This window comes from Paludibaculum fermentans (genome assembly GCF_051172195.1).
GTDB classification, from domain to species: Bacteria; Acidobacteriota; Terriglobia; order Bryobacterales; family Bryobacteraceae; genus Paludibaculum; species Paludibaculum fermentans_A.
The window spans coordinates 2115198-2138452 of the sequence record NZ_JBPJAQ010000001.1; the positions used below are offsets into that span (position 1 = coordinate 2115198).

Annotated in this window: 20 protein-coding genes; 7 read left to right on the top strand and 13 right to left on the bottom strand. The window is 63.6% G+C overall.

Features of this window, described 5'->3' with window-relative positions; genetic code table 11:
• Positions 1 to 8: 8 nt before the first annotated feature.
• From yidC to rpmH, 4 genes are read right to left on the bottom strand one after another with little or no spacing between them, the layout of a single operon-like run.
• Complete coding sequence (yidC, locus tag ACR9Y2_RS08610; RefSeq protein ID WP_435040698.1) at positions 9 to 1760, bottom strand: membrane protein insertase YidC; 1752 nt, start codon at positions 1758 to 1760, stop codon at positions 9 to 11.
• A 24-nt stretch (positions 1761 to 1784) separates the two neighbouring features.
• On the bottom strand, positions 1785 to 1994 hold the full coding sequence (yidD, locus tag ACR9Y2_RS08615) for a membrane protein insertion efficiency factor YidD (RefSeq protein WP_435040699.1): 210 nt from the start codon (positions 1992 to 1994) through the stop codon (positions 1785 to 1787).
• A complete protein-coding gene (gene rnpA / locus ACR9Y2_RS08620; protein WP_435040700.1) occupies positions 1982 to 2380 on the bottom strand; it encodes a ribonuclease P protein component in 399 nt (132 codons plus the stop codon). Before rnpA ends, yidD begins: the two co-directional genes overlap by 13 nt.
• Positions 2346 to 2516, bottom strand: coding sequence for a 50S ribosomal protein L34 (rpmH, locus tag ACR9Y2_RS08625; RefSeq protein WP_194447872.1), 171 nt, complete (start codon positions 2514 to 2516; stop codon positions 2346 to 2348). The genes rnpA and rpmH overlap by 35 nt, the downstream gene beginning before the upstream one ends.
• Before the next feature lie 163 nt (positions 2517 to 2679).
• Here rpmH and ACR9Y2_RS08630 point away from each other — a divergent pair, with 163 nt between their 5' ends.
• Positions 2680 to 3255 (top strand): hypothetical protein, encoded by a 576-nt coding sequence (locus tag ACR9Y2_RS08630; protein WP_435040701.1) that lies wholly within the window; start codon positions 2680 to 2682, stop codon positions 3253 to 3255.
• On the opposite strand, the gene ACR9Y2_RS08635 is transcribed toward ACR9Y2_RS08630, so the two are convergent.
• The 7 genes from ACR9Y2_RS08635 to ACR9Y2_RS08665 are packed head-to-tail and all read right to left on the bottom strand — an operon-like array spanning position 3252 to position 9929.
• Positions 3252 to 4337 carry a mechanosensitive ion channel family protein gene (locus tag ACR9Y2_RS08635; RefSeq protein ID WP_435040702.1) on the bottom strand — a complete coding sequence of 362 codons (1086 nt, stop codon included), beginning with the start codon at positions 4335 to 4337 and terminating at the stop codon, positions 3252 to 3254. The genes ACR9Y2_RS08630 and ACR9Y2_RS08635 overlap by 4 nt on opposite strands.
• A 58-nt stretch (positions 4338 to 4395) precedes the next feature.
• A complete protein-coding gene (locus tag ACR9Y2_RS08640; protein ID WP_435040703.1) occupies positions 4396 to 4614 on the bottom strand; it encodes a hypothetical protein in 219 nt (72 codons plus the stop codon).
• Positions 4615 to 4668: 54 nt separating this feature from the next.
• The gene (locus ACR9Y2_RS08645) at positions 4669 to 5403 is read right to left on the bottom strand and encodes an RNA methyltransferase (RefSeq protein ID WP_435040704.1); all 735 of its coding nucleotides are present in this window, start codon (positions 5401 to 5403) and stop codon (positions 4669 to 4671) included.
• A gap of 60 nt (positions 5404 to 5463) precedes the next feature.
• Positions 5464 to 6402, bottom strand: coding sequence for a PmoA family protein (locus tag ACR9Y2_RS08650; protein WP_435040705.1), 939 nt, complete (start codon positions 6400 to 6402; stop codon positions 5464 to 5466).
• 13 nt (positions 6403 to 6415) lie between these two features.
• On the bottom strand, positions 6416 to 8329 hold the full coding sequence (locus ACR9Y2_RS08655) for a hydantoinase/oxoprolinase family protein (protein WP_435040706.1): 1914 nt from the start codon (positions 8327 to 8329) through the stop codon (positions 6416 to 6418).
• A 1-nt stretch (position 8330) separates the two neighbouring features.
• Positions 8331 to 9116 (bottom strand): alpha/beta hydrolase, encoded by a 786-nt coding sequence (locus ACR9Y2_RS08660; RefSeq protein ID WP_435040707.1) that lies wholly within the window; start codon positions 9114 to 9116, stop codon positions 8331 to 8333.
• A gap of 6 nt (positions 9117 to 9122) precedes the next feature.
• A complete protein-coding gene (locus ACR9Y2_RS08665) occupies positions 9123 to 9929 on the bottom strand; it encodes a glycerophosphodiester phosphodiesterase (RefSeq protein ID WP_435040708.1) in 807 nt (268 codons plus the stop codon).
• A 74-nt stretch (positions 9930 to 10003) separates the two neighbouring features.
• On the opposite strand from ACR9Y2_RS08665, the gene ACR9Y2_RS08670 reads away from it, so the two are divergent.
• The 6 genes from ACR9Y2_RS08670 (at position 10004) to ACR9Y2_RS08695 (ending at position 21437) form a co-directional block, all read left to right on the top strand.
• Entirely contained in the window at positions 10004 to 13159 is a 3156-nt protein-coding gene (locus ACR9Y2_RS08670; protein ID WP_435040709.1) for a S41 family peptidase, read from the top strand.
• Positions 13160 to 13161: 2 nt separating this feature from the next.
• The gene (locus ACR9Y2_RS08675) at positions 13162 to 14496 is read left to right on the top strand and encodes a Gfo/Idh/MocA family protein (RefSeq protein ID WP_435040710.1); all 1335 of its coding nucleotides are present in this window, start codon (positions 13162 to 13164) and stop codon (positions 14494 to 14496) included.
• 6 nt (positions 14497 to 14502) lie between these two features.
• Entirely contained in the window at positions 14503 to 15375 is an 873-nt protein-coding gene (locus tag ACR9Y2_RS08680) for a sugar phosphate isomerase/epimerase family protein (protein WP_435040711.1), read from the top strand.
• A gap of 45 nt (positions 15376 to 15420) precedes the next feature.
• A complete protein-coding gene (ilvD, locus tag ACR9Y2_RS08685) occupies positions 15421 to 17091 on the top strand; it encodes a dihydroxy-acid dehydratase (RefSeq protein WP_435040713.1) in 1671 nt (556 codons plus the stop codon).
• 267 nt (positions 17092 to 17358) lie between these two features.
• The gene (locus tag ACR9Y2_RS08690; RefSeq protein WP_435040714.1) at positions 17359 to 20331 is read left to right on the top strand and encodes a beta strand repeat-containing protein; all 2973 of its coding nucleotides are present in this window, start codon (positions 17359 to 17361) and stop codon (positions 20329 to 20331) included.
• 59 nt (positions 20332 to 20390) lie between these two features.
• On the top strand, positions 20391 to 21437 hold the full coding sequence (locus tag ACR9Y2_RS08695; protein ID WP_435040716.1) for a hypothetical protein: 1047 nt from the start codon (positions 20391 to 20393) through the stop codon (positions 21435 to 21437).
• On the opposite strand, the gene ACR9Y2_RS08700 is transcribed toward ACR9Y2_RS08695, so the two are convergent.
• Positions 21424 to 21873 (bottom strand): DinB family protein, encoded by a 450-nt coding sequence (locus tag ACR9Y2_RS08700; RefSeq protein WP_435040717.1) that lies wholly within the window; start codon positions 21871 to 21873, stop codon positions 21424 to 21426. The genes ACR9Y2_RS08695 and ACR9Y2_RS08700 overlap by 14 nt on opposite strands.
• The gene (locus ACR9Y2_RS08705) at positions 21870 to 23234 is read right to left on the bottom strand and encodes a pyridoxal phosphate-dependent decarboxylase family protein (protein WP_435040718.1); all 1365 of its coding nucleotides are present in this window, start codon (positions 23232 to 23234) and stop codon (positions 21870 to 21872) included. Before ACR9Y2_RS08705 ends, ACR9Y2_RS08700 begins: the two co-directional genes overlap by 4 nt.
• Between the last annotated feature and the right edge of the window lie 21 nt (positions 23235 to 23255).

A 23255-nucleotide genomic window follows, 5' to 3' on the forward strand; every position in this document is an offset into this window, starting at 1 on the left:
GCTGCTTTCTATTTCTTCTTTGAAATGATGACCTGGGGTGTCGCAGGTTTCGCGGCCGCTTTGTTAAAGAAGTATTGCTGGGCGATGCCTACCACGTTGCCAGTGAGCCAGTATAACACCAGGCCACTGGACGCGCCGTAGAACATGAAAGTCATCATGATAGGCATCATATACATCATGAGCTTCTGCTGCTGAGGATCGGCGCCGGCGGCGGGCGTCATCTTCTGCATGCCCACCTGGGTAATCAGCATCGTGACGGGCAGAATGCGAATGAATAACGTTTCGGGCTGCGAAAGATCGGTGACCCACAGCCACTGCGCGCCGCGCAGTTCAATCGCGACGGACAGTACCTTAAAGAATGCAATGAAGAACGGCATCTGCAGCAGCAGCGGCACGCAGCCGCCCACGGGGTTGATGCCGTGCTTCTGGTACAGCGCCATCGTCTCCTCGTTCTGCTTCTGCTTGCGAGGGTCCTTCATCCCGACATCTTTGTAGCGCGCCTGGATCGCCTGCAGTTCGGGCTGCAGCTTGGCCATCTTCTGCGAACTGCGCAACTGCGAGAAGCGCATGGGCAGCATCAGCAGGTTGATGATCACGGTGGCGAAGACAATCGCCCAACCCCAGTTGTTCGTGAGATTGTCGTTGGTCCAGTGGAGGGCCAGGAAGAGCGGCTTGGCAATGAACCAGAACCAGCCCCAGTCGATCATCGTTTCCAGATTCTTATCGGTGGCGCGCAGGACGTCCGTATCCTTGGGGCCGACGAACAGCAGAGCCTCGTTGACGTCTTTGCCGCCGATGGAGATGCCGACGTGCGGTTTCTCTTCGGTGCCGGCCACCGGCACGATGTGATCCTGCCAGGTGGTCATTTCCGTGGTTGTGCCCGGCTGGGGCAGGACCACGGCCGCAAAGAACGTGTCTTCGATACCGGCGAAGTGGAACGATCCGGCGACGGTGACCGGACCCTTGGAGGCAGATCCGGAACCTTCCTCTACGAGCTTGGACTTGATGGCGTCGTAATATACGCTCTTCTGAATGTCCGGAGCGTTGTGGACGGTGCGGTCGCCAAAGCCGCCGCGCCAGGCGAGTTGATGGGCGACACCTTTGCCGCCGCTGGTCACGTCGGAGTGGAATACGGTCTTATAGGTCTTGGGGTCAATCCGGAAGCTCTTCTTTGCGCTGGTCGTGCCATCGGAGTATTCAAACTCGACGGTGGACGGATCCGGCTGCTTCACGGCAAAGAGGACGTTGTTGAGGTCGACTGCCGGCTTCTGGCCGAGGAAGATATAGCTGAAGGGCCAGCCTACCTTGGGCGCCGCGGTGGCGCTGATGAGCTCGACTGGCTTACCCTGGATGTCCTTGTATTTCTTGAGGATCCAGCTATGGACACAGGCGCCGCGATTGGTGAAGACGATGTGGTAGTTCTCGGTCTCGACGACGTGCAGTTCTTCCTTTTGCCCGATGACCGCCGCGGGTGCCGCATCGGCTTTGGCAGCCCCAGGCTTCCCGGGTTTCGCGGGCGCAGCAGCCGGCTTGGCGGCAGGCGGCTGTTCGACGGGCTTCTGGGCGGGGACAGGCTGGGCTGTCTGGGCGACCTGCTGCTTTTCGGGCGGCTTCGGAGCCTGCTTGGGCATCAGGTACTGCGTAACGAACAGCACGATCCCCATCAAGCCAAACGCCAACAGGAGACGCATCTCCATGCTGAGTTCTTTTTTCTCTCCGGTGCTCGGCTTCTTGGAAGCGCCGTTGGTATCGTCGGCCATTCGTCTCTCTTTCTCGACTGCTGCTCAGACTACGGGATCCAACCCGCCGGGGTTCCACGGATGACAGCGGACCAGCCGCCGCAAACCCATCCAGACACCGCGTGTGACGCCGTACTTCTCAACGGCTTGCATCATGTATTCACTACAGGTGGGATGGAAACGGCAGGCGGCGGGCAATAAGGGGGATATCCAGCTTTTGTAGCCGGTGAGCAGCGCGAGAATCAACCGTTGCATCGCGCGAATACCTTCTCTACATCGCTGTCCAGTTGGGATTGGGGCGCGGTCAAACTCGTACGCCGCAGATTCACCACGATGTGCCAGTGTGCACCCAGCATGGGGAGTCTGCGGCGAATTGTCTCTCGGACCCGGCGCTTCATTCGGTTGCGAACAGTCGCCTTGCCCAGTGCTCGAGGCGCCGTGAACCCGATCTTCGGTCCATCCGGCTGCGAACTCTTCCAGCAAAAGGCCACGAAACAAGGGCAGGGTACTTTGAATCCGTTGTCGTATACCTGCCGGAACTCGACCGACTTCAACAACCGCCGGCTTTTGGGCAGAGTCAGTCGGGTCCCGTCAGGACGACTGGAATTAACGCTCGTTGTAGCGGATGGCGCGTTCGTCACTGACTGTCAGCTTGTGACGGCCCCGGGCGCGGCGGCGGGCCAGCACGGCGCGGCCGTTCTTGGTCTTCATGCGAGCTCGGAAGCCATGCGCCTTCGCACGCTTAAAATTGTTCGGCTGAAATGTTCTCTTCGGCATTCTGCTACCTTTGGGTGTCCCAGCGGGCTCGGCGGGGATGGCCCGTGCTCAAGCACAAAGATATCCCTAGCCCTTGCAGGCTGAACTTCCAGTATAGGTTTAGACCGTCGCAACTGTCAAACGTGCCTCTTGCAACGCGAAAGTATTGAAGGCATAAATAGATATGATGTTTCGCCGCATTCTCGCTCTCTCCGCGCTCGCCGCCGTACCGTGTTTCCTCTCTCTGGGCGCCCAGGAGGAGAAGAAGAAGGAAGACGGCCCTCTCGTCAAAGGAGCTGCCGCCACGGAAAAGGCGGCAAAAGCCACCGCCAACGCGACCACTGATGCCGCTAAGGCGACCGGACGTACCACCAAGAAAGTAGCCGGAGCCACCGCGGATGCGACCTCCGACGCCGCCAAGGCCACCGCTTCCGGCGCCAAAAAGGCTACCACCGCCACAACGGACGCCGCCAAGGCTACTGGCCGGAAAACAAAGGAGGTTGCGGGCGCCACCGCCGATGCCACCTCGGATGCCGGGCGCGCCACCGCCTCAGGCGCCAAGAAAGCCACCAACGCCACGGGCGACGCCGCGAAGGCGACCGGGCGAAAGACCAAGGAAGTAGCCGGCGCGACCGCCGACGCCACCACCGATGCAGCCAAGGCTACGGGCCGGGGGATCAAAAAGGGCGTCAGCGCGGTAGGCAAGGGCCTGGAAAAGACAGGCGAAGGCATCGAAAAAGTCGGCAAGAAACTGCACTAAGTTTCCCGGTTCCAGGCCTTCCGCAACACGCCTGGGGCGATATCCAGCGTTTGAACCGGATAGGGGATCGAGATCCCTTCCTTTTGGAACCGCTTGAAAACACGGCGCCGCAGTGCGTCCTGGACCGCATACTGGCGTTCGAACTTGGTCACCTGCACCGAGAGTGTGAAGTCCAGCGACGAGGGTCCGAAGCCTGGGTTCAGGCGTACTGCCGGACCCGGCTCCGCCAGCAGTCCTTCCACTTCCCCTACGGCTGCGCGTGCCTCTTCCAGGAGCAATTCCGTCACCTGGTCGATGTCGCTGCTGTAGCCGACACCAACTACTATAGATGTCGACATACGTGGTTCGGGGTAAGTGAAGTTGGTCACCACTGCCTCGGCCAATTTGGCATTCGGAATGATCACCAGGTTGTTCGAGAGCGCCCGCAAGGTGGTGATGCGCCAGCGGATGTCCTCCACATAGCCTTCCTGCCCATTGTCCAGGCGGATGAAGTCGCCGCGATGAATATTGCCCGCCATGCTGACATAGAACCCGGAAAAGAGGTTGGCGAGCGTGCCCTGCATCGCCAGGCTGACCGCCAGTCCGCCCACACCGAGAGCCGTCAACGCCGGCGCCAGGTTGATCTTTAACATGTTCAGAATCAACAGGGCGGCAGGAATCAGCCAGATTACCCGGATGACGGTACGGGTCAACGTGGTGACTTGTTGGTTTGTCCCGCTACGACTCAAGTAGTACTGGAGCAGCAGGGCGGAGACGCGGGAAGCCGCCATGGTGAACGAGACGGCCACCAGGACGATCATCGCGCCGGAAGTGAACTCCTGGAACGACTTCGGGAGGTCCCGTTCGTCGAGATCGCGAATGGCGGTGATGAGGGCGGCCAGGACGGTCCAGAAGCGGACAGGCCAGGCAAGTGCGGCCACCACCTGATCGTCGATCCTGGTTTCCGTGTGGGCGGCGGCCCGGCGGATGGAGCGGAAGAGGAAATTGCTGATGAGCCAGAAGACGCAGGTGATGGTGAGCCACACCACCAGGAAGCGGCCGGCGCCATGCCACTCGGTGTAAAGGCGAAGAATCTCCTGCATACTCTCGCTCAGAACCCTAGGATTGGCGCAGGCGGTCGCTGTTCATGCCTGCTCCGGATCAATCCACGCGGCGCAGGGGCAGGCCGGCCTGGCGAAGCGCGCTCTCGACGTCGGTGAGTTTCAGGCGCGAGGCATCGTAGCCGACTTTGAGGCGATCCAGGCCGGACGACAACTGCACCAGTTGCATCCCGTACACACCGTGGAGCCCTTCAATCGCCCCCATCCAGGCATCCTGGAAAGGGGCCGTAAACTCGTAGTTAACCTCGACCTTGGTCATAGCACTATACAGAGTAGCATCGGCCCTCCGGGGCAGAGTAGCATCGGGGCAGCATCAGCCTTGCGGATGCTTCAGCTTCCAGAGCACCTGCCGCAACATGCCGGTGAGCACCGCGGCATCCTTCACTCGTAGATGCATGCGGCGCACGAGACGATGGGTCTTATCCCGCCCATTCTTCGCCATGCTGTAGTCGGTGTACTCCGACGCCTGTAGGACATTCTCCAGCAGCTCGGTAAACCGCTCCACTTCCTCTCCCTCGGCTAATTCTGCGGCCTCCGGCAGATGACGGGCGGTGGAGGGTTGTCGAATGAGTTCGTAGAGGCAGACGGCCACCGCCTGGGCCAGGTTCATGGAGTCGTGCTGGGCGCGGGTGGGGATGTGGGTGAGCCAGTGGCAGTGGCTGACGTCGCTATTGCCGAGGCCGAACTTCTCGCTGCCGAACAGCAGCGCGACGTTGGACCCACTCAGGTGGCGTCGCAGCAGCCGGGCGCCCTTCTCCAGCCGGTGCATGGGATGTTGCGGCTGGCGATGGCCCAGGCCGGTGGCGCCAACGACGAGGGTGCAGTCGGCGACAGCTTCGGCCACGGTCTCGAAGACCTTCGCGTCCTTCATCACCTGGGCGGCGCCGACTGCGCTGACCGCTTCCCGAAACGCCACCTCATACGGGTGAACCAGCCGCAGGTCGAAGAACCCGAAATTGCTCATGGCACGGGCCACAGCCCCAATATTCAAGGGGTTACGGGTGTCGATGAGGACGACTTTGAGGCGTTGATTGCGTTCCGGATCCATGTCAGGCGGGTCATGACCAGCATAGCGCCCCGCCCGGATAAGGCTCCACCAGGAGAATCTCTACTTTGCCAGCGACTTGGTCCAGGCGGCGAATAGCCCGTCCAGTTTGGCGTCGGCGGTGTCCCCGGGATGGATGACGACGCGGTAGCGGAAGCGCAGCGACTGGCCCTTTTCCAGGGTATGGCTGCCATTCTTTGTCTTGTCGTTGTAGAAGTCGTGCAGGCCGAAGGGGTTGGCGGCGAACAGGCCGTAGTCGCGGGCATGCCAGTAAGTGGGATGGCGGATGTTGGATGGGGCGTCAAAGATGGCCACGCCGACCTTCTTGCCCTCCAGGGTGCCGGAATAGTCGACCCACGGGAACTGTTTGCCCCAGATCTGCTTCATGCCCGTCTTGCCGTCAGAGCTGACGAGCTTGCCGGTGCCGCGCGTCTCGGAGAGTTCATCTCGCAAACGAATGGCGAAGAAGCCTTCTTTGGTGTCGCCGAAGGTGGCCTTGTCGAGCGCCGTGAAGTTGACGTCAAAGTCGATGATGCGGAGCACCGGGTCGGCCACGAAAGTCATCGTGCGGTCTTCGCGCAGCAGCGGCGTGCCGGTGTCGCCGATCCAGGTGAACGTGGCGCGGACGGTGCCCTGCTTCTTGCCGCCTTTGACTGATTCGATCTTGTCCAGCTTGATGGTGCCGTGGCGGCCCTTGGCGCCGGGTTCATTCATCCAGAAATCGATGCCGTTGATATCGCCGTGGGTGAACCAGAGGCCGCGGTGGTGTGGGTGGTCCTTCGTCTCACCGGCTACGGACTCCATCGGATAGCGGCGGGTAATGACCAGCCCGTCGCCCGAACGGAGCGGCGCCAGGTAGGGCTTCGGCGCATCGCCGCCGGCAAAGAATGTCGTGAACGGCTTGCCGTTGATCTCAACGTCAATCTTCCCGGGAGTCTGCGAGAACTTCACCTGCGCGCACAGGGGCAAGGCCAGGGCCAGCAGCAATATGTGGGGCTTCATCGCATTCAGTAGATCACACGGGCTGGTGGCGCTCAACCACAAGCATGCCAGTGGGATCGCGCCGGACGTTCCAGCCCGGCGGGATCAACGTGGTGGAACCGTAGTCGATGACCAGCGCAGGTCCGGCGGCCGGTTCGGCGCTGAGTTGGGCACGGCCGTAGACCGGTCCGCGAACCCACTTTCCGCCCGTATGGAAACGCCGCATCGAAGGCGGCGTGGAATCGGCGGGCGTCCTATCGCGCAGCCGTGGTTTGCGGACAGCGATACGGGCGCGGACGCGCAGCGTGACGATCTCGATCTCGCGCTGGGGGTTGGCGTAGCCGTAGGTCCTCTTGTGGAGTGTGTGGAACGGGCGGGCCGGTGCTTTGGCGTTCCAGGGGACCGTGAGTTCGTAGCTCTGGCCGAGGTAGCGGAGGTCAGCGAAGCGTTCCAACTGCGCACCGGGCATCTCGGCGAGGGCGCGCTGCTCCAAATGCTCGAACTCCTGTTCCGGATTGGCGAGGCCGAGGGCGCCGGCGGAGTAGTCGCGGATGCGGTCGGCGAGGAGCATGCCGAGGGCGGAGAGTGCTCCGGCGAGGGCGGGTACGAGGACGGTTTGTATGCCGAGATCCTCGGCCAGTTCGCAGGCGTGCAGGCCGCCACAGCCGCCGAAGGCGAGCAGGGCGAAGTCGCGCGGATCGTAGCCGCGCTCGATGGAGACGACGCGAATGGCGCGGCCCATGGTGGCATTGGCGACGCGCAGGATGCCGGCGGCGGCTTCGGTTTCCGAAAGATTCAGCTGGCCGGCGAGATCCTGGACGGCCTGGCGGGCCCGTTCCGGCTGAAGGGTCATCGCCCCGCCGACGAGCTGCCGGGCCGCGATGCGGCCGAGAACCACATGCGCATCGGTGGTGGTGGCGCGGGTCCCCGTGCCGTAGCAGGCGGGTCCGGGATCGGCGCCGGCGGATTCGGGGCCGACGCGCAGCAGGCCGCCCGAGTCGACGTAGGCAATAGATCCACCGCCGGCGCCGACGGTGTGGATCTCGAGCATCGGCAGTTTGACGGGCAGGCCGTCGACGGAGGCCTCCAACGTCTCGCGGGGGGCGCCGTCGCAGAGAGAGACGTCGGTGGAGGTGCCGCCCATATCGAAGCCGAGCACTTTGCGGAAGCCGCTGGCGCGCGCGGTTTCGGCTGCTCCGGTGACGCCGCCGGCGGGTCCGGAAAGGATCGTGCGCACGGCCTGGTCTCCGGCTTCGTCGACCGTGATGGAGCCGCCATTGGACTGGACGACCCAGACGCGGTGATGGGTGGCGCGGCCGAGCTGCGAGAGGTAGTTCCGCATCAGCGGGCCGACGTAGGCGTTGAGGGCTGTGGTGGAAGCGCGCTCGAATTCGCGAAACTCGGGGCAGATGCGATGCGAAACGGAGAGGTAGAACTCATCCCCCAGCGCCTCGGCGACAACCTGCTCATTGTCGGGAGTCCGGTAGGCGTGCAGGAAGCAGACAGCGACGCTTTGGACGCCGGCGCGGCGGAGTTTCGCCCGGAGCGCGGATAGACCGGAGGGTGCGGCTTCGATTGACCCGTCGGCGAGGGTGCGCTCCTTCACGCCAAAACAAAGTTCCGGCGGGATGAGCAGGCGTTTGGGGCCGGGCGTCAGGTTGTAGAGCTGGGCGCGATTCTGGCGGCCGATTTCCAGCAGATCCTCGAAGCCGGCGGTGGTCAGAAAGGCGGTGCGGGCGCCTTTGCGTTCCAGCAGGGCGTTGGTGGCGACGGTGGAGCCGTGAATGACGTCGCAGGGCTCGGGATTGGCGATGCGGTCGAGCCCGGCGAGGATCACCTCGTGCGGCCCTTTCGGATTGGAGCGGAGCTTGAATGCCTCCATGCGCCCATCGTCGTGAAGGACCACGAAGTCGGTGAACGTGCCGCCCGCGTCGATGCCGATTCTCACGCTACTTGGCCTTCCTGGGGAAGAGGAATTGGAGCATGGATGGGACGCGATCGGCCCAGGCGCGTTCGCTATGGTCGGCGCCTTCGGCTTCAAAGTAGGCCAGGCTGCGGCCCTCGCGCCAGCCTTTGCTGACGAGCGTCGCCTTGAGCAGGCGTACGTCGCGAATGGAGCCGAAGGGCGCGTTGCCCTCCTCCGTGCCGATGTCGAGCCACATGCGCTGGCGCTCTGGATGCTGGACGGTTTGGACCATCTTGAGAATGATGCGGTGGTCCCACCAGACCGAGGGTGACATCACGCCGAGACGGCCGAAGACCTGGGGGTGCGTGAGGCCGAGATAGAGGGTCGCCAGACCGCCGAGAGATGATCCGCAGAGGGCGGTGTGGCGGGCCTGGGGCAGGATGCGGTAGCGCTCCCTCAGCCACGGGCGGAGCTCCTGTACCAGCATCCAGGCGTGCAGGTTGGCTCCGCCGCCGCCCAGCTTGCGGGTCTTGGTGGGGGTGTATTCGTGGATGCGTTTTTCGCCGCCATGGTAGACGGCGACCATGATGACGGGCTCGATCAGACGGTTGGCGAGCAGGTCGTCAGCCGACTCTTTCACGCGCCAGTACTGCCCGGGGACGTAGGAGGTGCGGCCGTCGAAGACGTTTTGCCCGTCGTGGAAGAAGAGCACGGGGTACTGGCGGCGTGTGTCGCGGCCGTAGCCGGGCGGCAGGTAGACCACCAGCGTGCGCTGGCAGCCGAGCGCCTCGGAGTAGAAATCGTCATGTACGAGCAGTTGTCCGGGCAATACAGGCTAGCGTAGCCCTTTTGCCTTGAGGTGCTCAATCAGGGCGGCGGGATCGTCGGTAATGATGGCGTCGACACCGGCCGCAATCAACGTGTCCCAGATCTCGGGTTTGTTCGCGGTCCAGGGAACCACCTGGAGCCCGGCGGCATGCGCCTCTTTGACCTTGGCCTCGGTGACCAACAGGTAGTGCGGGGCCACGATCTCGGCATTGGCGGCTTCCTTTGAGATCTCGAGGAAGCTCTTGGGCAGGCCGCTGTAGAGGGCGGAGATCCGGATCTTGGGCGCGATCTTGCGCAATTCAACGAGGGTCCGGAAATCGAAGCTCTGGACAACCACTCGTTTTTCCAGCTTGTGCTTGTGGATGGCGGCGGCGACCATTTTGGCGAACTCGGACGGCTCCACCGAGAGTTCAGGCTTCTTGGGATCGCTCTTCATCTCGACGTTGTAGGAGAACTTGCCCTGCGAGGAGAGGGCCAGCACTTCGTCGAAGGTGGGGATCTTCGCTCCGGGCACCGGCTGCTGTTCGGGGAACTCCGGATTCTTCAGGCTGCCGCAGTCCCAGGCGCGGACTTGAGCCAGGGTGAGCTTGTGGATGGCGGTCTCGCCTTCCGGGGCTTTGCAGATCTTGGGATTCAGCTGGGGGTCGTGGGAGACGACCAGGACGCCGTCCTTCGTGACGGCGAGGTCGAGTTCCAGGAAGTCAGCGCCGGCCTTGATGGCATATTCGAAGGCGGCGACAGTGTTCTCGGGGCGCGCGGCACGGGCCCCGCGATGGCCATGAACCAGGATTTTCGGGGCAGCTTCGGCTAGCATCAGGGAGCCTAGTAACATTACGGCAAGCTTGGCAGTCATCCATCTCAGGATATATTGGGGATGATTTCAACGCCGTGAAGACCTTAACCCTATCTACCATCTTGCTCGCCGCCAGCGCGAGTGCCGTCTATGCAGGCAAGCCGTCACTGGCGGAGCCTTCCTTGTGTCCGACGCGGGCGGAAATCGCTTTCGTCTCGGGCGGCGACATCTGGACCGTACCCGCCAAGGGCGGTGAAGCGCAGTTGCTGGTGTCTAATCCTGCCACGGAGTCGAGGCCGATCTGGTCGCCCGACGGGACCAGGCTGGCCTTCCAGTCGACCCGTACGGGCGGCGGCGACATCTATGTGCTGACTGTCGCCAGCGGGCAGTTGAAACGGGTGACGTTCGACGACGGCCCTGAGAATCCGGACAACTGGTCGCGCGACGGCAAGTGGATCTATTTCCACGCGAACAAGGCCGTGCAACTGGCCGATGTCTACCGCGTCAGCGCCGAGGGCGGCACGCCGATGGAAGTGGTGGCCGACCAGATGATGACGGAGTTCCATGCGGCGCCGGTGCCCGATGGGCAGGGTGTGGCGTTCGCGGCGCGCGGCATCGGCTACAACCAGTGGTGGCGGCACGGGCACAGCCATCTCGATGAGAGCGAGATCTGGCTGTGGAAAGAGGGCGTGGCGACGCCCTTCACCAAGCTGGTGGAGATGGGCGCGCGCAACGAGTGGCCCATGTGGAGCACGGATGGCAAGTCGCTCTTCTATGTCTCCGATCGCGGCGGCGCCGAGAATCTGTGGGCCTGGCAGGGTGGCACGACGAAACAGGTGACGAAGTTCAAGGACGGGCGCGTGCTGTGGGCTTCCATCGGGTATGACGGCAAGACCATCGTGTTTGAGCGGGATTTCAACATCTGGCAGTGCGATACGAAGAATGGCCAGGCGTCGCAGGTGCCCATCACCCTGCGCGGGGCTCCCTCCGGCAGCGGCTTCTCGCGGCAACCCCTGACGTCGTTTGGCGGGCTGGCGCTTTCCCCGGACGGCAAGAAAATCGCGGTGATGGCGCACGGTGAGATCTGGGCGGCCCCTACCAAGGAAGGCGGCGACGCGACCCGGGTCACCACCACTCCATCGGCCGAGTCGGCTGCGGTGTGGGCGCCCGACAGCAAGCGCATTGCGTATCTGTCCGACCGCAGCGGCCATGCGAACCTGTATTTGTACGACTTCTCCACGCGGACCGAGAAGCAGCTCACCAAGGCGGATTTGAACGACGCGGGTCCAAAGTTTTCTCCGGACGGCAAGCAGATCGCCTTTGTCCGGGACCGCAAAGAGCTGCGCCTGTACACGCTGGAGAGCGGGCAGGAGCAGGTGCTGTCTTCTGGATCGATCACGGGGCCCATCTCCTGGTCGGGCGACGGCCAATGGATCGCATTCTCACCGGCTGGAGAGAAATCATTCCGCAACATTGCAGCAGTGCCGGCGGCGGGCGGACCGGCCAGGCCGTTGAGCTTCCTGGCGAACGTGTCGACCTTCGACGCCCTGTGGAGTCCCGATGGAAAGTACCTGATGTTCTCCACTACGCAGCGCACCGAGAACACGCAGATCGGGCGGGTGGAACTGGTGCCCAAGGCTCCGAAGTTCCGCGAAGACGAGTTCCGCGACCTGTTCAAGGAAGAGGCGAAGAAGGCCGATGCGCCCAAGCCGGATGCGGCGAAGCCTCCGGCCGGTGCGAAGCCCGAAGCGGCCAAGTCAGAGGAAAAGAAGAAGACGCCGGTAGAGATCACGTTTGAAGGGGTTCGCCAGCGCTTGTCTCTACTGCCGGTCGGGCTGGATGCGCAGGCGGTGGCGATCAGTCCGGACGGCAAGTGGCTGTTGCTGGAAGCCGAGGTGGCGGGGCAAGGCAATCTCTACCTGTGGCCGTTGGACGAGTTGGCCCGCGAGGCTCCGGTGGCAAAGCAGTTGACGTCGACGCCCGCACCCAAGGGCAATCCGCAGTGGGCTTCGGATTCGAAGACCGTGTGGTACACCGAGGGCGGTCGCGTGATGAGCATCAACATCGACACGCGGCAGTCAAAGCCGCTGGCGCTGACGGCCGAGATGGACGTCGATTTCGACAGCGAGAAGGTGCAGGTGTTCCGCCAGGCCTGGGGCGTGATGCGCGATGTTTTCTACGACGATAAGTTCCACGGTGCCGACTGGAATGCGGTGAAGGCACGGTTTGAGCCGCAGATCGAAGGGGCTCAGACCTCGGACGAAATGCGGCGGCTGATCTCGCTGATGCTGGGCGAGCTGAACGCGTCGCACTCGGGCATCTCCGCTCCGGGTCGTCCGGCGCCGGGTCCAGTGGGCAAACTGGGGCTGCGGTATGACCGCGCGGCCTACGAGACCAGCGGGCAGTTGAAGGTGTCCCAGGTGATTACGCTGGGTCCGGCGGATGTGGTGAAGATCAAGGCCGGCGACGTCATCACGGCCATTGACGGCACCGCCATCGACGGGCATGTGAACATCGACGACCTGTTGCGCGGCACGGTGAACAAGCGCGTGGAGTTGAAGGTGAGCAGCGGCACCGAGACGCGCGAGGTGGTGGTGCGGCCCATCACGACCGCGGCCGAGGGCGCGCTGCGCTACCGGCAGTGGGTGGAAGGCCGGCGGGCGTACGTCGAGAAGGTGAGCGGCGGCAAGCTGGGCTATGTCCACATGCGCGACATGGGCGACGAGTCGCTGCGGCAGCTCTACATCGATCTCGACACGGAGAATCAGACGAAGCAGGGCGTCGTGATCGATATCCGCAACAACAACGGCGGGTTCGTGAATGCCTATGCACTGGATGTCTTTGCGCGGCGGCCCTATCTGCGTATGGAGCAGCGCGGGATGCCGCAGGGGCCGGCCCGCTCAATTCTGGGCCAGAGGGCGTTGGAACTGCCCACAATTCTGGTGACGAACCAGTTCTCCCTTTCCGATGCGGAGGACTTCACGGAAGGCTACCGCACGTTGAAACTAGGCAAGGTGGTGGGCGAGCCGACGGCCGGCTGGATCATCTACACGGGCGGCGCCCAACTGCTGGACGGCAGTGTCCTGCGCACTCCAGGCACGAAGATCTTCGACCACGAGGGCAAAGTGATGGAATTGAATCCGCGGCAGGTGGACGTGCCGGTCACCAGGGCCGTGGGCGAGACCTATACCGACAAAGATACGCAGCTCGACGCAGCGGTGCGCGAGCTGTTGAGTGAGCTTAAGAAATAACCATGCCTGATACGACCAGACGCATTTTTACCAAGACCGCGATGGCGGCTACGGCGCTCAGCTACGGGCGCATTCTCGGCGCAAACGCCAAGATCCAGATGGGCTACATCGGCCTGGGCAACCGGGGCGACCAGGTGCACGACGCATTCCTCGAACACGGCGACCAGGAGACCGTGGCTGTGTGCGACCTGCGCGACGACTACATGGATTTCGCCATCAAGAAGTCGCGTGCTACGCCGAAGAAGTACACCGAGTACAAGAAGCTGCTGGAAGACAAGAACGTGGATGCCGTGGTGGTGGCGGCTCCGGATCACTGGCACGCGCTGATGTTCGTCGACGCCTGTCACGCGGGCAAGGATGTGTACTGCGAGAAACCGCTGTCCCTCACCATCTGGGAAGGACGGCGCATGGTGCAGGTGGCGGCAGAGACCAAGCGGGTGTCGCAGATCGGCATCCACCGGCGCAGTGTGGAGTCGTTGCGGCAGGCGGCGGAGTTTGTGCGCAACGGCGGCCTCGGGCACGTGACGGTGGCTAAGGGCTACCACGTGCAGAACGAGTGGCCAAACGGGATCGGCGATGCTCCGAACTCGGCTCCGCCGAATGCGGAAGCGTGGGAAAAGTGGCTGGGACCGGCTCCCAAGGTGCCGTATAACAAGAACCGCACGTTCTACAATTTCCGCTGGTTCTACGACTACTCGGGCGGCCAGATCACGAACTTCGGCGTACACTACATGGACTGGATCCGCTGGGCGCTGGGCAAGGATGCTCCGAAGTCGGTGGTGGCCATGGGCGGCAAGTATGTGATCAAAGACAATCGGGAAATCCCCGACACCGCCGAGGTGCTGTGGGACTACGGCGACACGATGGTGGTGTTCAGCCAGTACAACGCCAACGGCGCGCCGACCAACGCGAAGAACAGCGAGTTGGAGATCCGCGGCACCAAGGGCACGATGTACCTGCAGAGCGGCAAGTGGGAAGTGGTGCCGGAGAAGACCACGGAAGTGCTATTCGGGCAGCGCACGCCGCTGGACCGGAATCTGGAAAAGGGCTACGGACCTTCGAAGAAGCCGGCCATGGAGGCGGTGTCGAACGGTTCAGGTTTCGCCGAGACCTATCCACACGCCCGCAACTTCCTGGATTGCGTGAAGAGCCGCAAGAAGTGCAACTGCGACGTACTGGACGGGCATCTGTCCACCTCGGCCTGCATCCTGGGCCACATTGCCCTGCGGACCAAGGGCTATCTGGAATGGGACGCGAAGACTGAAAAGTTCACCAACAACGCGGCCGCCAACAAGCTGTTGAGCTATCAGTACCGGGCTCCTTACAAGCTGGGGTAATACGACATGACACGACGCGATTTTGTTATGGCCGCGGCAGCCTTGCCGCTGGCCGCCCAAGGGGCGAAGACCAAGCCGGTGCTGTGCATCTTCTCGAAGCACATGTCGGAATTCCAGTGGGACGAACTGGGCGCGAAGGCGAAAGAGGTAGGCTTCGACGGCGTGGATCTGACAGTGCGGCCAAAAGGGCATGTGCTGCCGGAGCGCGTCGCCGAGGATCTGCCCAAAGCCGTCGATGCCATCCGCAAACACGGCCTCAGCGTGCCGATGATCACTACGGATTTGAAGGACGCCAGCGATCCGGCGGCGAAGCCAACCTTCGAGGCCATGAAGAAGGCGGGCGTTTCGCTGTACAAGCTCGGCTACTGGAACGCGAAGAAGGGCCAGGGGGTGCTGGCGGCGGCACAGGAGAACAAGCGCAAGCTGGATGGCCTGCTGGCGTTGTCGAAACAATACGGCCTGACGGCCGGGCTGCACAACCATTCAGGGCCGTACTTCGGCTGTGCCGTGTGGGACTACCGCGAGCTCATCAAGGACGTGAATTTGCGCGAGGCCGGCTACTATTTCGATCCCGGCCACGCCACCGTGGAAGGCGGCCTCAACGGCTGGCGCGTATCGCTGGACCTGGTGCTGCCGCGGCTCAAAATGTCCGCCATCAAGGACTTCTATTGGGAGAAGTCCAAAGGCCAGTGGAAGAACCACTGGTGTCCGCTGGGCGAAGGAATGGTGAACTGGCAGGCGGTGTTCGCCGAGTACGCCAAAGCCGAGTTCAGCGGGCCGCTGTCGCTGCACCTGGAGTATCCGGGCGGCGATGACCTGCCCTCCATCCGCAAAGATCTCGAATATATGAAGCAGCAGGTGAGCGCGGCCTACGCCTAGTTCGCATCGCCGGGTTGCGGTGGTTGATAAGATGGAGGTTTCACCATGAAACTCCAGTCCTACACCATCACCCAGGGACGGGACCGCGCCCCGGCGCGCGCCCAGCTGAAGGGTATCGGCTTCACCGATGAGGACTTGAAGAAGCCCATCATCGGCATCGCCAACACCTGGATCGGAACCATGCCGTGCAATTTCCTCCTGCGCGACCTGGCGGTAGACGTAGCTCGCGGTATCCGTGAGGCCGGCGGAACGCCGATGGAGTTCAACACCATCGCGATCTCCGACGGCATCACCATGGGTACGCAGGGCATGAAAGCCTCGCTGATTTCGCGTGAGGTTGTGGCCGACTCCATTGAACTCGTCACACGCGGACACATGTTCGACGGCCTGGTCTGCCTGGTGGCCTGCGACAAGACCATTCCCGGCGCGGCGCTGGCGCTGCTGCGGCTGAACATCCCGGGCGTCATCCTCTACGGAGGCTCCATTCTGCCCGGCCGGTACAAGGGGATGGACGTCACCATTCAGGAAGTGTTCGAGGCAGTGGGTGCGAACGCAGCCGGCAAGATCACAGATCAGGAACTGCTGGACATCGAGAATGTAGCGTCGCCCGGTCCGGGCGCCTGCGGCGGCCAGTTCACAGCCAATACGATGGCGACGGTGATGGAGATCATCGGCCTCTCGCCCATGAACACGGCGATGGTGCCCCAGGTGGACGACCGCAAGCACGCTGTGGCGGCCTACTGCGGCGAAGTGATCCTGGATGCAGTGAAGAACAACCGGCTGCCGCGCGAGATCTGCACGCGGGCGGCGTTTGAGAACGCGATTGCCAGCGTGGCGGCGACGGGCGGCTCCACCAATGCGGTGCTGCACCTGCTGGCCATGGCGCGCGAGGCCGGGGTCGATCTGGTCATCGACGATTTCCAGACGGTGAGCGAGCGGACCCCCCTGCTGTTGAGCCTGAAGCCGGCCGGCCAGTATGTGGCCGCTGACGTGGACAAAGCGGGCGGCATCGGTGTTGTGGCGAAGCGGTTGGTGGACGGCAAGTTCGCTGATCCCTCCGCACTGACGATCACCGGCAAAACGCTGGGCGAGGAAGCGGCCCGGTCAGAGGAAACGCCTGGGCAGCAGGTGGTGCGCGCCCTCGACAACCCCATCAAGAAGTCCGGCGGCCTGGTGATCCTGAAGGGTACGCTGGCGCCCGAAGGCGGGGTGATCAAGGTGACAGGCATCGACCGCAAGATCCACCAGGGTCCGGCGCGCGTGTTCGATTGCGAAGAGGACGCCATGGCGGCGGTGACGCACGGCAAGATCCAGCATGGAGACGTGCTGGTGATCCGGTATGAAGGGCCCAAGGGTGGTCCGGGCATGCGCGAGATGCTGGGCGTGACCTCGGCCATCATGGGCGCCGGCTTCGGCGACACCGTGGCGCTGATGACGGACGGACGGTTCTCCGGCGCGACGCGCGGCTTCATGGTGGGGCACGTGGCTCCGGAAGCGGCGGTCGGCGGGCCCATCGCGTTTGTCGAGGAAGGCGACCCCATCACCATCGACATTGAGCACCAGAACATCTCGCTCGACGTGGACGAAGCGATCCTGGCCGAGCGTCGCGCGAAGTGGGTGGCTCCGCCGCCCGCGAGAAAGACCGGCGTCATGGCGAAGTACATCAAACTGGTGAGCTCGGCTTCTGAAGGCGCGATCACCTCCAACGTGTACTAAGCCGTGTTCAAGTTTGCGATGGATGGAAGGGCCCCCGCCGTGGGGCCCTTCCCTTTTGCCGTCAAGCTAGCTCGTATTGGAAAAAAATCGGAAACGGTAATTTTATCCGGTACTCCTTTAGCTTCCAGCAGGCGTCCGTTGGGAAGAGATTTTCCAACGGGTTGGGTGGCAGGCCTCGTGGCCGCCGGCAACGGCCCGTGCTGCTGACCAGGGGTGAACCTGCCTCTTTTAACGGAGATTCAGATGTTTCAGAATCGGCGATCCAAATTGGCTGGAAAGAGAAGCGCGCTGCGTTCGGCTGGTCTTGTCACGCTGGCGCTCTGCCTGGTGAGCCTCGCCTGGGGCGTAACCTACTATGCATCGTATACCTTGAATGGCGGTACGGCGACGCAATCGAATCAGACCTACAGTGCCAGCGCGGCCGATACATCGGCAGTGTGGGTGACGAATGGCGGCACCTTCACTCTTGAGAATCCCACCATCACCACCAGCGGCAACACGTCGTCGCAGGACAATAGCAGCTTCTATGGGCTGAATGCGGGCCTGCTGGCGGCCCAGGGGACGGTTAATATGACCGGCGGCACCATCACCACCACGGGTACGGGCGCCAATGGAGCGTTCGCCTACGGATCCGGGTCGAAGGTGATCATTACGGGTGCGGCCATCAAGGCGAGCGCCGATGGCGGCCATGCAGTGATGGCGACTGGCGGCGGGACGATGGTGATCACCAACGTCGACATGACGACCTCCGGCGGAAGCTCCAGCGCCATCGCCACCGATCGCGGCGGCGGGACCATCGTGGTTACGGGCGGCACCGTTAAGACCTCAGGCAGCAACTCCGCCGGGCTTTACTCCACCGGCTCGATCGTCGTGACGGGCACGACGTTCGAATCCACTGGCGCCGAGATGGCCGTGATCGAAGGGGCAAATTCCCTGGTCCTGACAGGTGTGAAGATGACCACCACCAAGGAAAAGTGGGGCGTCATGATCTACCAGAGCATGTCCGGCGACGCTTCCGGCACCAACGGTCGCTTCACCATGACGGGTGGTTCGTTGAACTACAAGCCCACCAGCGGGCCGCTGTTCTACGTCAACAACTCCACTGGGCACATCACGCTGGCCGGTGTCAGCCTGACCGCCAATTCAGGCGTCCTCATCAAGGCCGCGGCGGGCAGTTGGGGCAACAGCGGATCCAACGGCGGTACGGTGGTGCTGGTCGGGACCGGGCAGACCCTGGCCGGGAATCTGGTGGCCGACAGCATCAGTTCCATCACGGCGACGCTGAAGGCCAACTCGGCGCTGACCGGGCAGGTCAACGCCGAAAACACCGCCAAGTCGATCAGCCTCACCCTGGATTCCAGTAGCAGGTGGACGCTGACAGGCCACTCGTATGTCACCTCGCTGGCCGATTCGGCCGGTATCGCCGGAGCCACGGTGACGAACATCACCGGCAACGGGTTTAACGTCTACTACGACGCCAGCGCCTCGGCCAACAGTTATCTCAATGGCGGGACCTACTCGCTGGTGAATGGCGGGCTGCTGCTACCCAGGGGCAGCAGCGGGACGAGTTGCAGTTACGCCGTCTCCTCGGAGTCGAAGAGCTTCACTGCCGCCGGAGGCAGCGGGACGGCGAGTGTGACCACGACCGGCACCTGCACTTGGAGCGCTTCCTCCGATTCCTCCTGGTTGTCCGTCAATTCCGGGGCATCGGGCACGGGCAGCGGTACGGTGGCCTTCACCGTGGCCGCCAACACCACCAGCGCCTCGAGAACGGGCACACTCACCGTTGGCGGACAGACGATCGCCATCACGCAGGAGGCAGGAACCTCCGGCGGTTCGGGCTGTTCCGTGACGCCCGGTACGACTTCCGTTACGGTGGATGCCGGCGCGGCCACGCGCAGCATCGCCCTGACGGCCGTGGCCGGTTGCGGCTGGAGCGCGGCCAGCGACGCCTACTGGCTCACGCTTTCCAGCAGCAGCGGCGCCGGGGCTGGCGCGCTGACCTTCACCGCGGCCGAGAACACGACCGGGGCCAACCGCGTGGGCACACTGACAGTGGGCGGGTCCACCGTGACCGTCACCCAAAGCACTCTCGGTGTCGCACCGCTGGCGTTTGTGCCCATCTCGCCCTGCCGGTTGCTGGATACGAGGACCAACTCCAGTTTCGGCGGCACTCAGATGGCGGCCGGCGAGACACGCACTGTCAGCGTGCCGTCCGGCGACTGTGGGATTCCCGCCAATGCCGCGGCCTACTCGCTCAATGTCACCGTCCTGCCAGTGGAGGCCCTGGCGGCGGTCACCGCTTGGCCGGCGGGCCTGCCGCAGCCGTCCGCTTACACCGCCAGCGCTCCGGATGGCCGAGTCAAAGCGAATGCGGCCCTGGTGGCAGCCGGCACGGATGCGGCGGTCAGCCTGTATTCCACCGAGGCGACCGACCTGGTGCTGGATATCAACGGGTACTTCGTGCCCGCGTCGACGGCGCCCGCTTCCGCACTGGCTTTCTATCCCGTCACCCCCTGCCGCCTGGCGGATACGCGGCTGGCGGCGGGCGACCTGGGCGGCCCCAGCCTGACAGCCGGCGAGGCGCGCACGTTCCCGCTGGCTGGCCAGTGCGGCCTGCCTGCCATGGCGCAGGCGTACTCAGTCAATATCGCGGCCGTGCCGCATTCCACCCTGGGCTCGTTGCAGGCCTGGGCCACTGGTGCCGCCCAAACCGACCTGGCCACCTTGGTGGACGCCTCGGGTACAGTGGCGGCCAATGCGGCGATCGTGGCCGCCGGCACGGCCGGCTCCATCGACCTGCTCAGCAGCGCGGACGCGGATGTCGTCATCGATGTGAACGGCTACTTCGCTCCCGCCGCGAGCAGCGGGCTCTACTTCTACGCGGTCACGCCCTGCCGGGTGGCGGACACACGCAGCGCCGACGGCGAACTGGGTGGGCCGTTGCTCTCTGGCGGCGCAACGCGCGCGTTCCCGTTACGCTCGGCGGCCTGCACGGTTCCTACGTCGGCCCAGGCCTACTCGTTGAATGCGCTGGCCGCGCCCGTCTCGCTGCTGGGCTACCTCACCCTGTGGCCCGCCGATACGGCTCAGCCGCTGGTGGCAACCTTGAACGCCATCGATGGTGTCGCCACGACGAATGCGGCCATCGTGGCGGCCGGCACCCGGGGCGCGATCTCGGCGTTTGTCACCGAGGCGACACACCTGCTGCTGGACATTACGGGGTTCTTCGCGCCGTAGTGCTGCCAAATCTTCACCACCCGTGATTGATTTCTCCGCGGAACTCCGCTCATTCCGGCATGGGCGACCGCAGAATGAACTTCGCCGAGTGCACCGCGTGCACGAAGAGCAACCGGGAGGATGGTGTTCCACCTCCTTGCTTCCGGGCCGCGGAGGCCGCCGCCAGCCGCAACCGTCCGCAGATGGTGGCGGTGAAGGAGACCCGCATCGGCTCACCCTGCCCCATGAATGCCGACTGGGATGACCTGATTGGGATTCTGATGTCCGGCCGGGCCTATGATGTCAATCACGACGGCAAGTCGCGGCTATACACCATCAAGTCGCAACTGGACCGGTACCCGCGCGGCACGCACTTCACCAAGAGCGAGACGAACCGCAAGACCATTTCCGCCGCCGTCGGCTACATCCCGACAAAGGCCCGGGGCAGCGGGGATCTGTGGTTGTCCTACAGCCAGGACTACGGCACGCTGGGCTTCGTCCGCGGCTTGCCTTCCGATCACGTCTGGTCACAGGTGCTGGAGAACTACTATCGCGACGTCGGCATCGATCCGGCCCTGACCTATGTCGGCGGCGCGGTGAAGGTCGCCGCGACGCCGGGCATCTATCCGGAAGGAATGGACGGTGTGGCCGGCGTGGTGATGAACCTGAAGTCGATGAAGAAATTCGCCGTCTCGGCCACGGTGAAGAAAGTGGCGGGCGGCGGAGGCGTATCCACCGCGTTGCAGGTTGTTGTGGCGTCCAACGTGTCGGATCCGGCCAAGTTGAAAGGCATGAAGTTCCAGGGCGGTTTCGACATCAACGTCACCGTGGGCCTGAAGAACTGGGCCAAGGTGGCCGGAGCGGTCAAGGATGCCAAGAAGTTCGGCGTGCTGGTGAAGATCGCCAAGGCGCTCCACGATAGCAAGGGGATCGTGAAGATCGACAGCATGGGCGATGTGATGGCGGCCGTCAAAGCCCTGATCGCCGGCAATGGCGGGCTCACCACCTATCGGTCTGGAAAGCCGGATTTCATCGTGGCCGACTTGCCGCTGCTGCCCAGCGCCGGTTTCGAATTCAGCCTGACGTTCATGTCGGAAACGACCATCAACAGCATCAAGCCGCTGTAATGGTCGAGACGTGATGCTCCAGGTGGCGGATGTAATCGTCGATCCAGGCATCCAGGGGCATGGCAGAACTGCCGCCCAGGATGACGGGCGCGGAAAGACGGTTCTGCGGAATTCGGGCGATGAGGCGTCCCAGCATCCAGTTGCGCTCCTCCCAATGGCGGAGTAGATGAGCCCACGGCATGTCCGCGTAGCCATGCAGATCGACCCATTCGTTCTGGGCATAGGTGGGGCCTTCGTAGCGCCCCTCCAGCGCGGCTATGGCGATGCGCTGATGATTGTTCTGGGCGGAGTCGAGCAGGTGCCCGAGTTCCTGCTTCTTCAGCCAGCCGCCCGGGCGGGAAGCCTGGCTGGCCGTTTCCTCGGAGATCCCACGCAGCCGGCCGGCCGCTGTCTCAATGGCCGCGTGAAATCGAGCCGCTATCTCCTGGCTGTTCATGATTGCAGTGCTCCCTGGTCTCTAGTTTGACGCGCTACCCGGAGAATCGCTTCCAGCGACCGTGTAACGTCGCCCTCGGTGGTCGCCCAGGACGAGACGCTGATGCGCATAGCGGTACGGCCCTGCCATTGGGTGGAGCCGCACCAGCACGTGCCGTCCTCCTGGATGCCGGCGATCACCGCCTTTGTCTGTTCAGAGGAACCGAAGGAGACCAGCACCTGGTTCAGGACCACGTCATTGAGGACTTCGAACTCGCCCTGGGTCAGGCCTTCCGCAAAGCGGGTGGCGTGGCCGCAGCAGCGCTCGACTAGATCCGCTAAGCCTTGTTTTCCTAATGATTTGAGAGCTGCCCAGACGGGTACGCCGCGCGCCCGGCGTGACGATTCCGGTGTGTAGTGCATCGGTTGGCGCTGGGCGCCGTGGCTCAGGTAGGCGGCGGGCACGTCCAGGGCGTCGCGCAACGGAGCCGCGTCCTTCAGTAGCGCAATGCCGCAGTCGTAACCGGCATTGAGCCACTTATGGGCATCGGTGGTCCACGAATCAGCCTGGTCGTAACCGGCCATGAGATGCGCCCGGCCGGGTGCGGCGGCGGCCCACAGGCCGAAAGCTCCATCGATATGAACCCACGAACCGGTGGCCTTGGCCAGGGGGATGAGCTCGACGGCGGGATCGAACGCGCCCGTGTTGACGTTGCCGGCCTGCAGGCAGACGATCGCGGGCTGGTTCAGTGTAGGGAACGAGTCGGGGCGCATGCGGCCCTGCCCGTCGACGGGCACCTGGATCACACGATCCTTGCCGAGTCCGAGAAGGGAAAGCGCCTTGCGCATGGAGGCATGGACCTCTCCGCCCACCACCACGGGGATGGCCGGCGCCCCAAACAAGCCCTGCGACGAGACGTTCCATCCCTGGCGGGCTAGTAATGTTTCGCGAGCCGCAGCCAGGCCGGTGAAATTGGCCATGGTGGCTCCGGTGACCAGGGCTCCGCCGGTGGCGGGCAGGTGCAGCGCTGCCCCAATCCAGCGCAGGGCGATCTCTTCCAGTCGGGCGGCGATGGGCGACATGACATCCATGGCGGCATTCTGGCCCCAGGCCGCGGCCAGCCAGTCGGCGCCGAGCGCGGCGGGTAGCACACCGCCGGTGACGAAGCCGAAATAGCGCCCTCCAGTGGCGGCCATGGTGGCGGGGCTCCCGATTTCATCCAGTTCCGTGAAGATGCTGGCGGGCGTCGAGGGCCCTTCGGGGAACGGCTGCTCCAGCCGCTGCAAAGCAGCCACGGCGTCATACTCCGGCCGAACCAGACGACCGTCCAGGGAAGCCTGGTAGTGCGCCGCGCGCCTGGCCAAATCATCAAAATCGATCATGGATTGTCCCTTGAAATACAA

What these genes read in the sequence shown, in the direction of transcription:
- yidC (WP_435040698.1), bottom strand. Translation starts at nt 1,760, where the DNA reads ATGGCCGACGATACCAACGGCGCTTCCAAGAAGCCGAGCACCGGAGAG.
- ACR9Y2_RS08680 (WP_435040711.1), top strand. Translation starts at nt 14,503, where the DNA reads ATGACACGACGCGATTTTGTTATGGCCGCGGCAGCCTTGCCGCTGGCC.
- ACR9Y2_RS08630 (WP_435040701.1), top strand. Translation starts at nt 2,680, where the DNA reads ATGATGTTTCGCCGCATTCTCGCTCTCTCCGCGCTCGCCGCCGTACCG.
- ACR9Y2_RS08700 (WP_435040717.1), bottom strand. Translation starts at nt 21,873, where the DNA reads ATGAACAGCCAGGAGATAGCGGCTCGATTTCACGCGGCCATTGAGACA.
- yidD (WP_435040699.1), bottom strand. Translation starts at nt 1,994, where the DNA reads ATGCAACGGTTGATTCTCGCGCTGCTCACCGGCTACAAAAGCTGGATA.
- ACR9Y2_RS08635 (WP_435040702.1), bottom strand. Translation starts at nt 4,337, where the DNA reads ATGCAGGAGATTCTTCGCCTTTACACCGAGTGGCATGGCGCCGGCCGC.
- ACR9Y2_RS08650 (WP_435040705.1), bottom strand. Translation starts at nt 6,402, where the DNA reads ATGAAGCCCCACATATTGCTGCTGGCCCTGGCCTTGCCCCTGTGCGCG.
- ACR9Y2_RS08675 (WP_435040710.1), top strand. Translation starts at nt 13,162, where the DNA reads ATGCCTGATACGACCAGACGCATTTTTACCAAGACCGCGATGGCGGCT.
- rpmH (WP_194447872.1), bottom strand. Translation starts at nt 2,516, where the DNA reads ATGCCGAAGAGAACATTTCAGCCGAACAATTTTAAGCGTGCGAAGGCG.
- ACR9Y2_RS08665 (WP_435040708.1), bottom strand. Translation starts at nt 9,929, where the DNA reads ATGCTAGCCGAAGCTGCCCCGAAAATCCTGGTTCATGGCCATCGCGGG.
- ilvD (WP_435040713.1), top strand. Translation starts at nt 15,421, where the DNA reads ATGAAACTCCAGTCCTACACCATCACCCAGGGACGGGACCGCGCCCCG.
- ACR9Y2_RS08645 (WP_435040704.1), bottom strand. Translation starts at nt 5,403, where the DNA reads ATGGATCCGGAACGCAATCAACGCCTCAAAGTCGTCCTCATCGACACC.
- ACR9Y2_RS08695 (WP_435040716.1), top strand. Translation starts at nt 20,391, where the DNA reads ATGGGCGACCGCAGAATGAACTTCGCCGAGTGCACCGCGTGCACGAAG.
- ACR9Y2_RS08640 (WP_435040703.1), bottom strand. Translation starts at nt 4,614, where the DNA reads ATGACCAAGGTCGAGGTTAACTACGAGTTTACGGCCCCTTTCCAGGAT.
- ACR9Y2_RS08705 (WP_435040718.1), bottom strand. Translation starts at nt 23,234, where the DNA reads ATGATCGATTTTGATGATTTGGCCAGGCGCGCGGCGCACTACCAGGCT.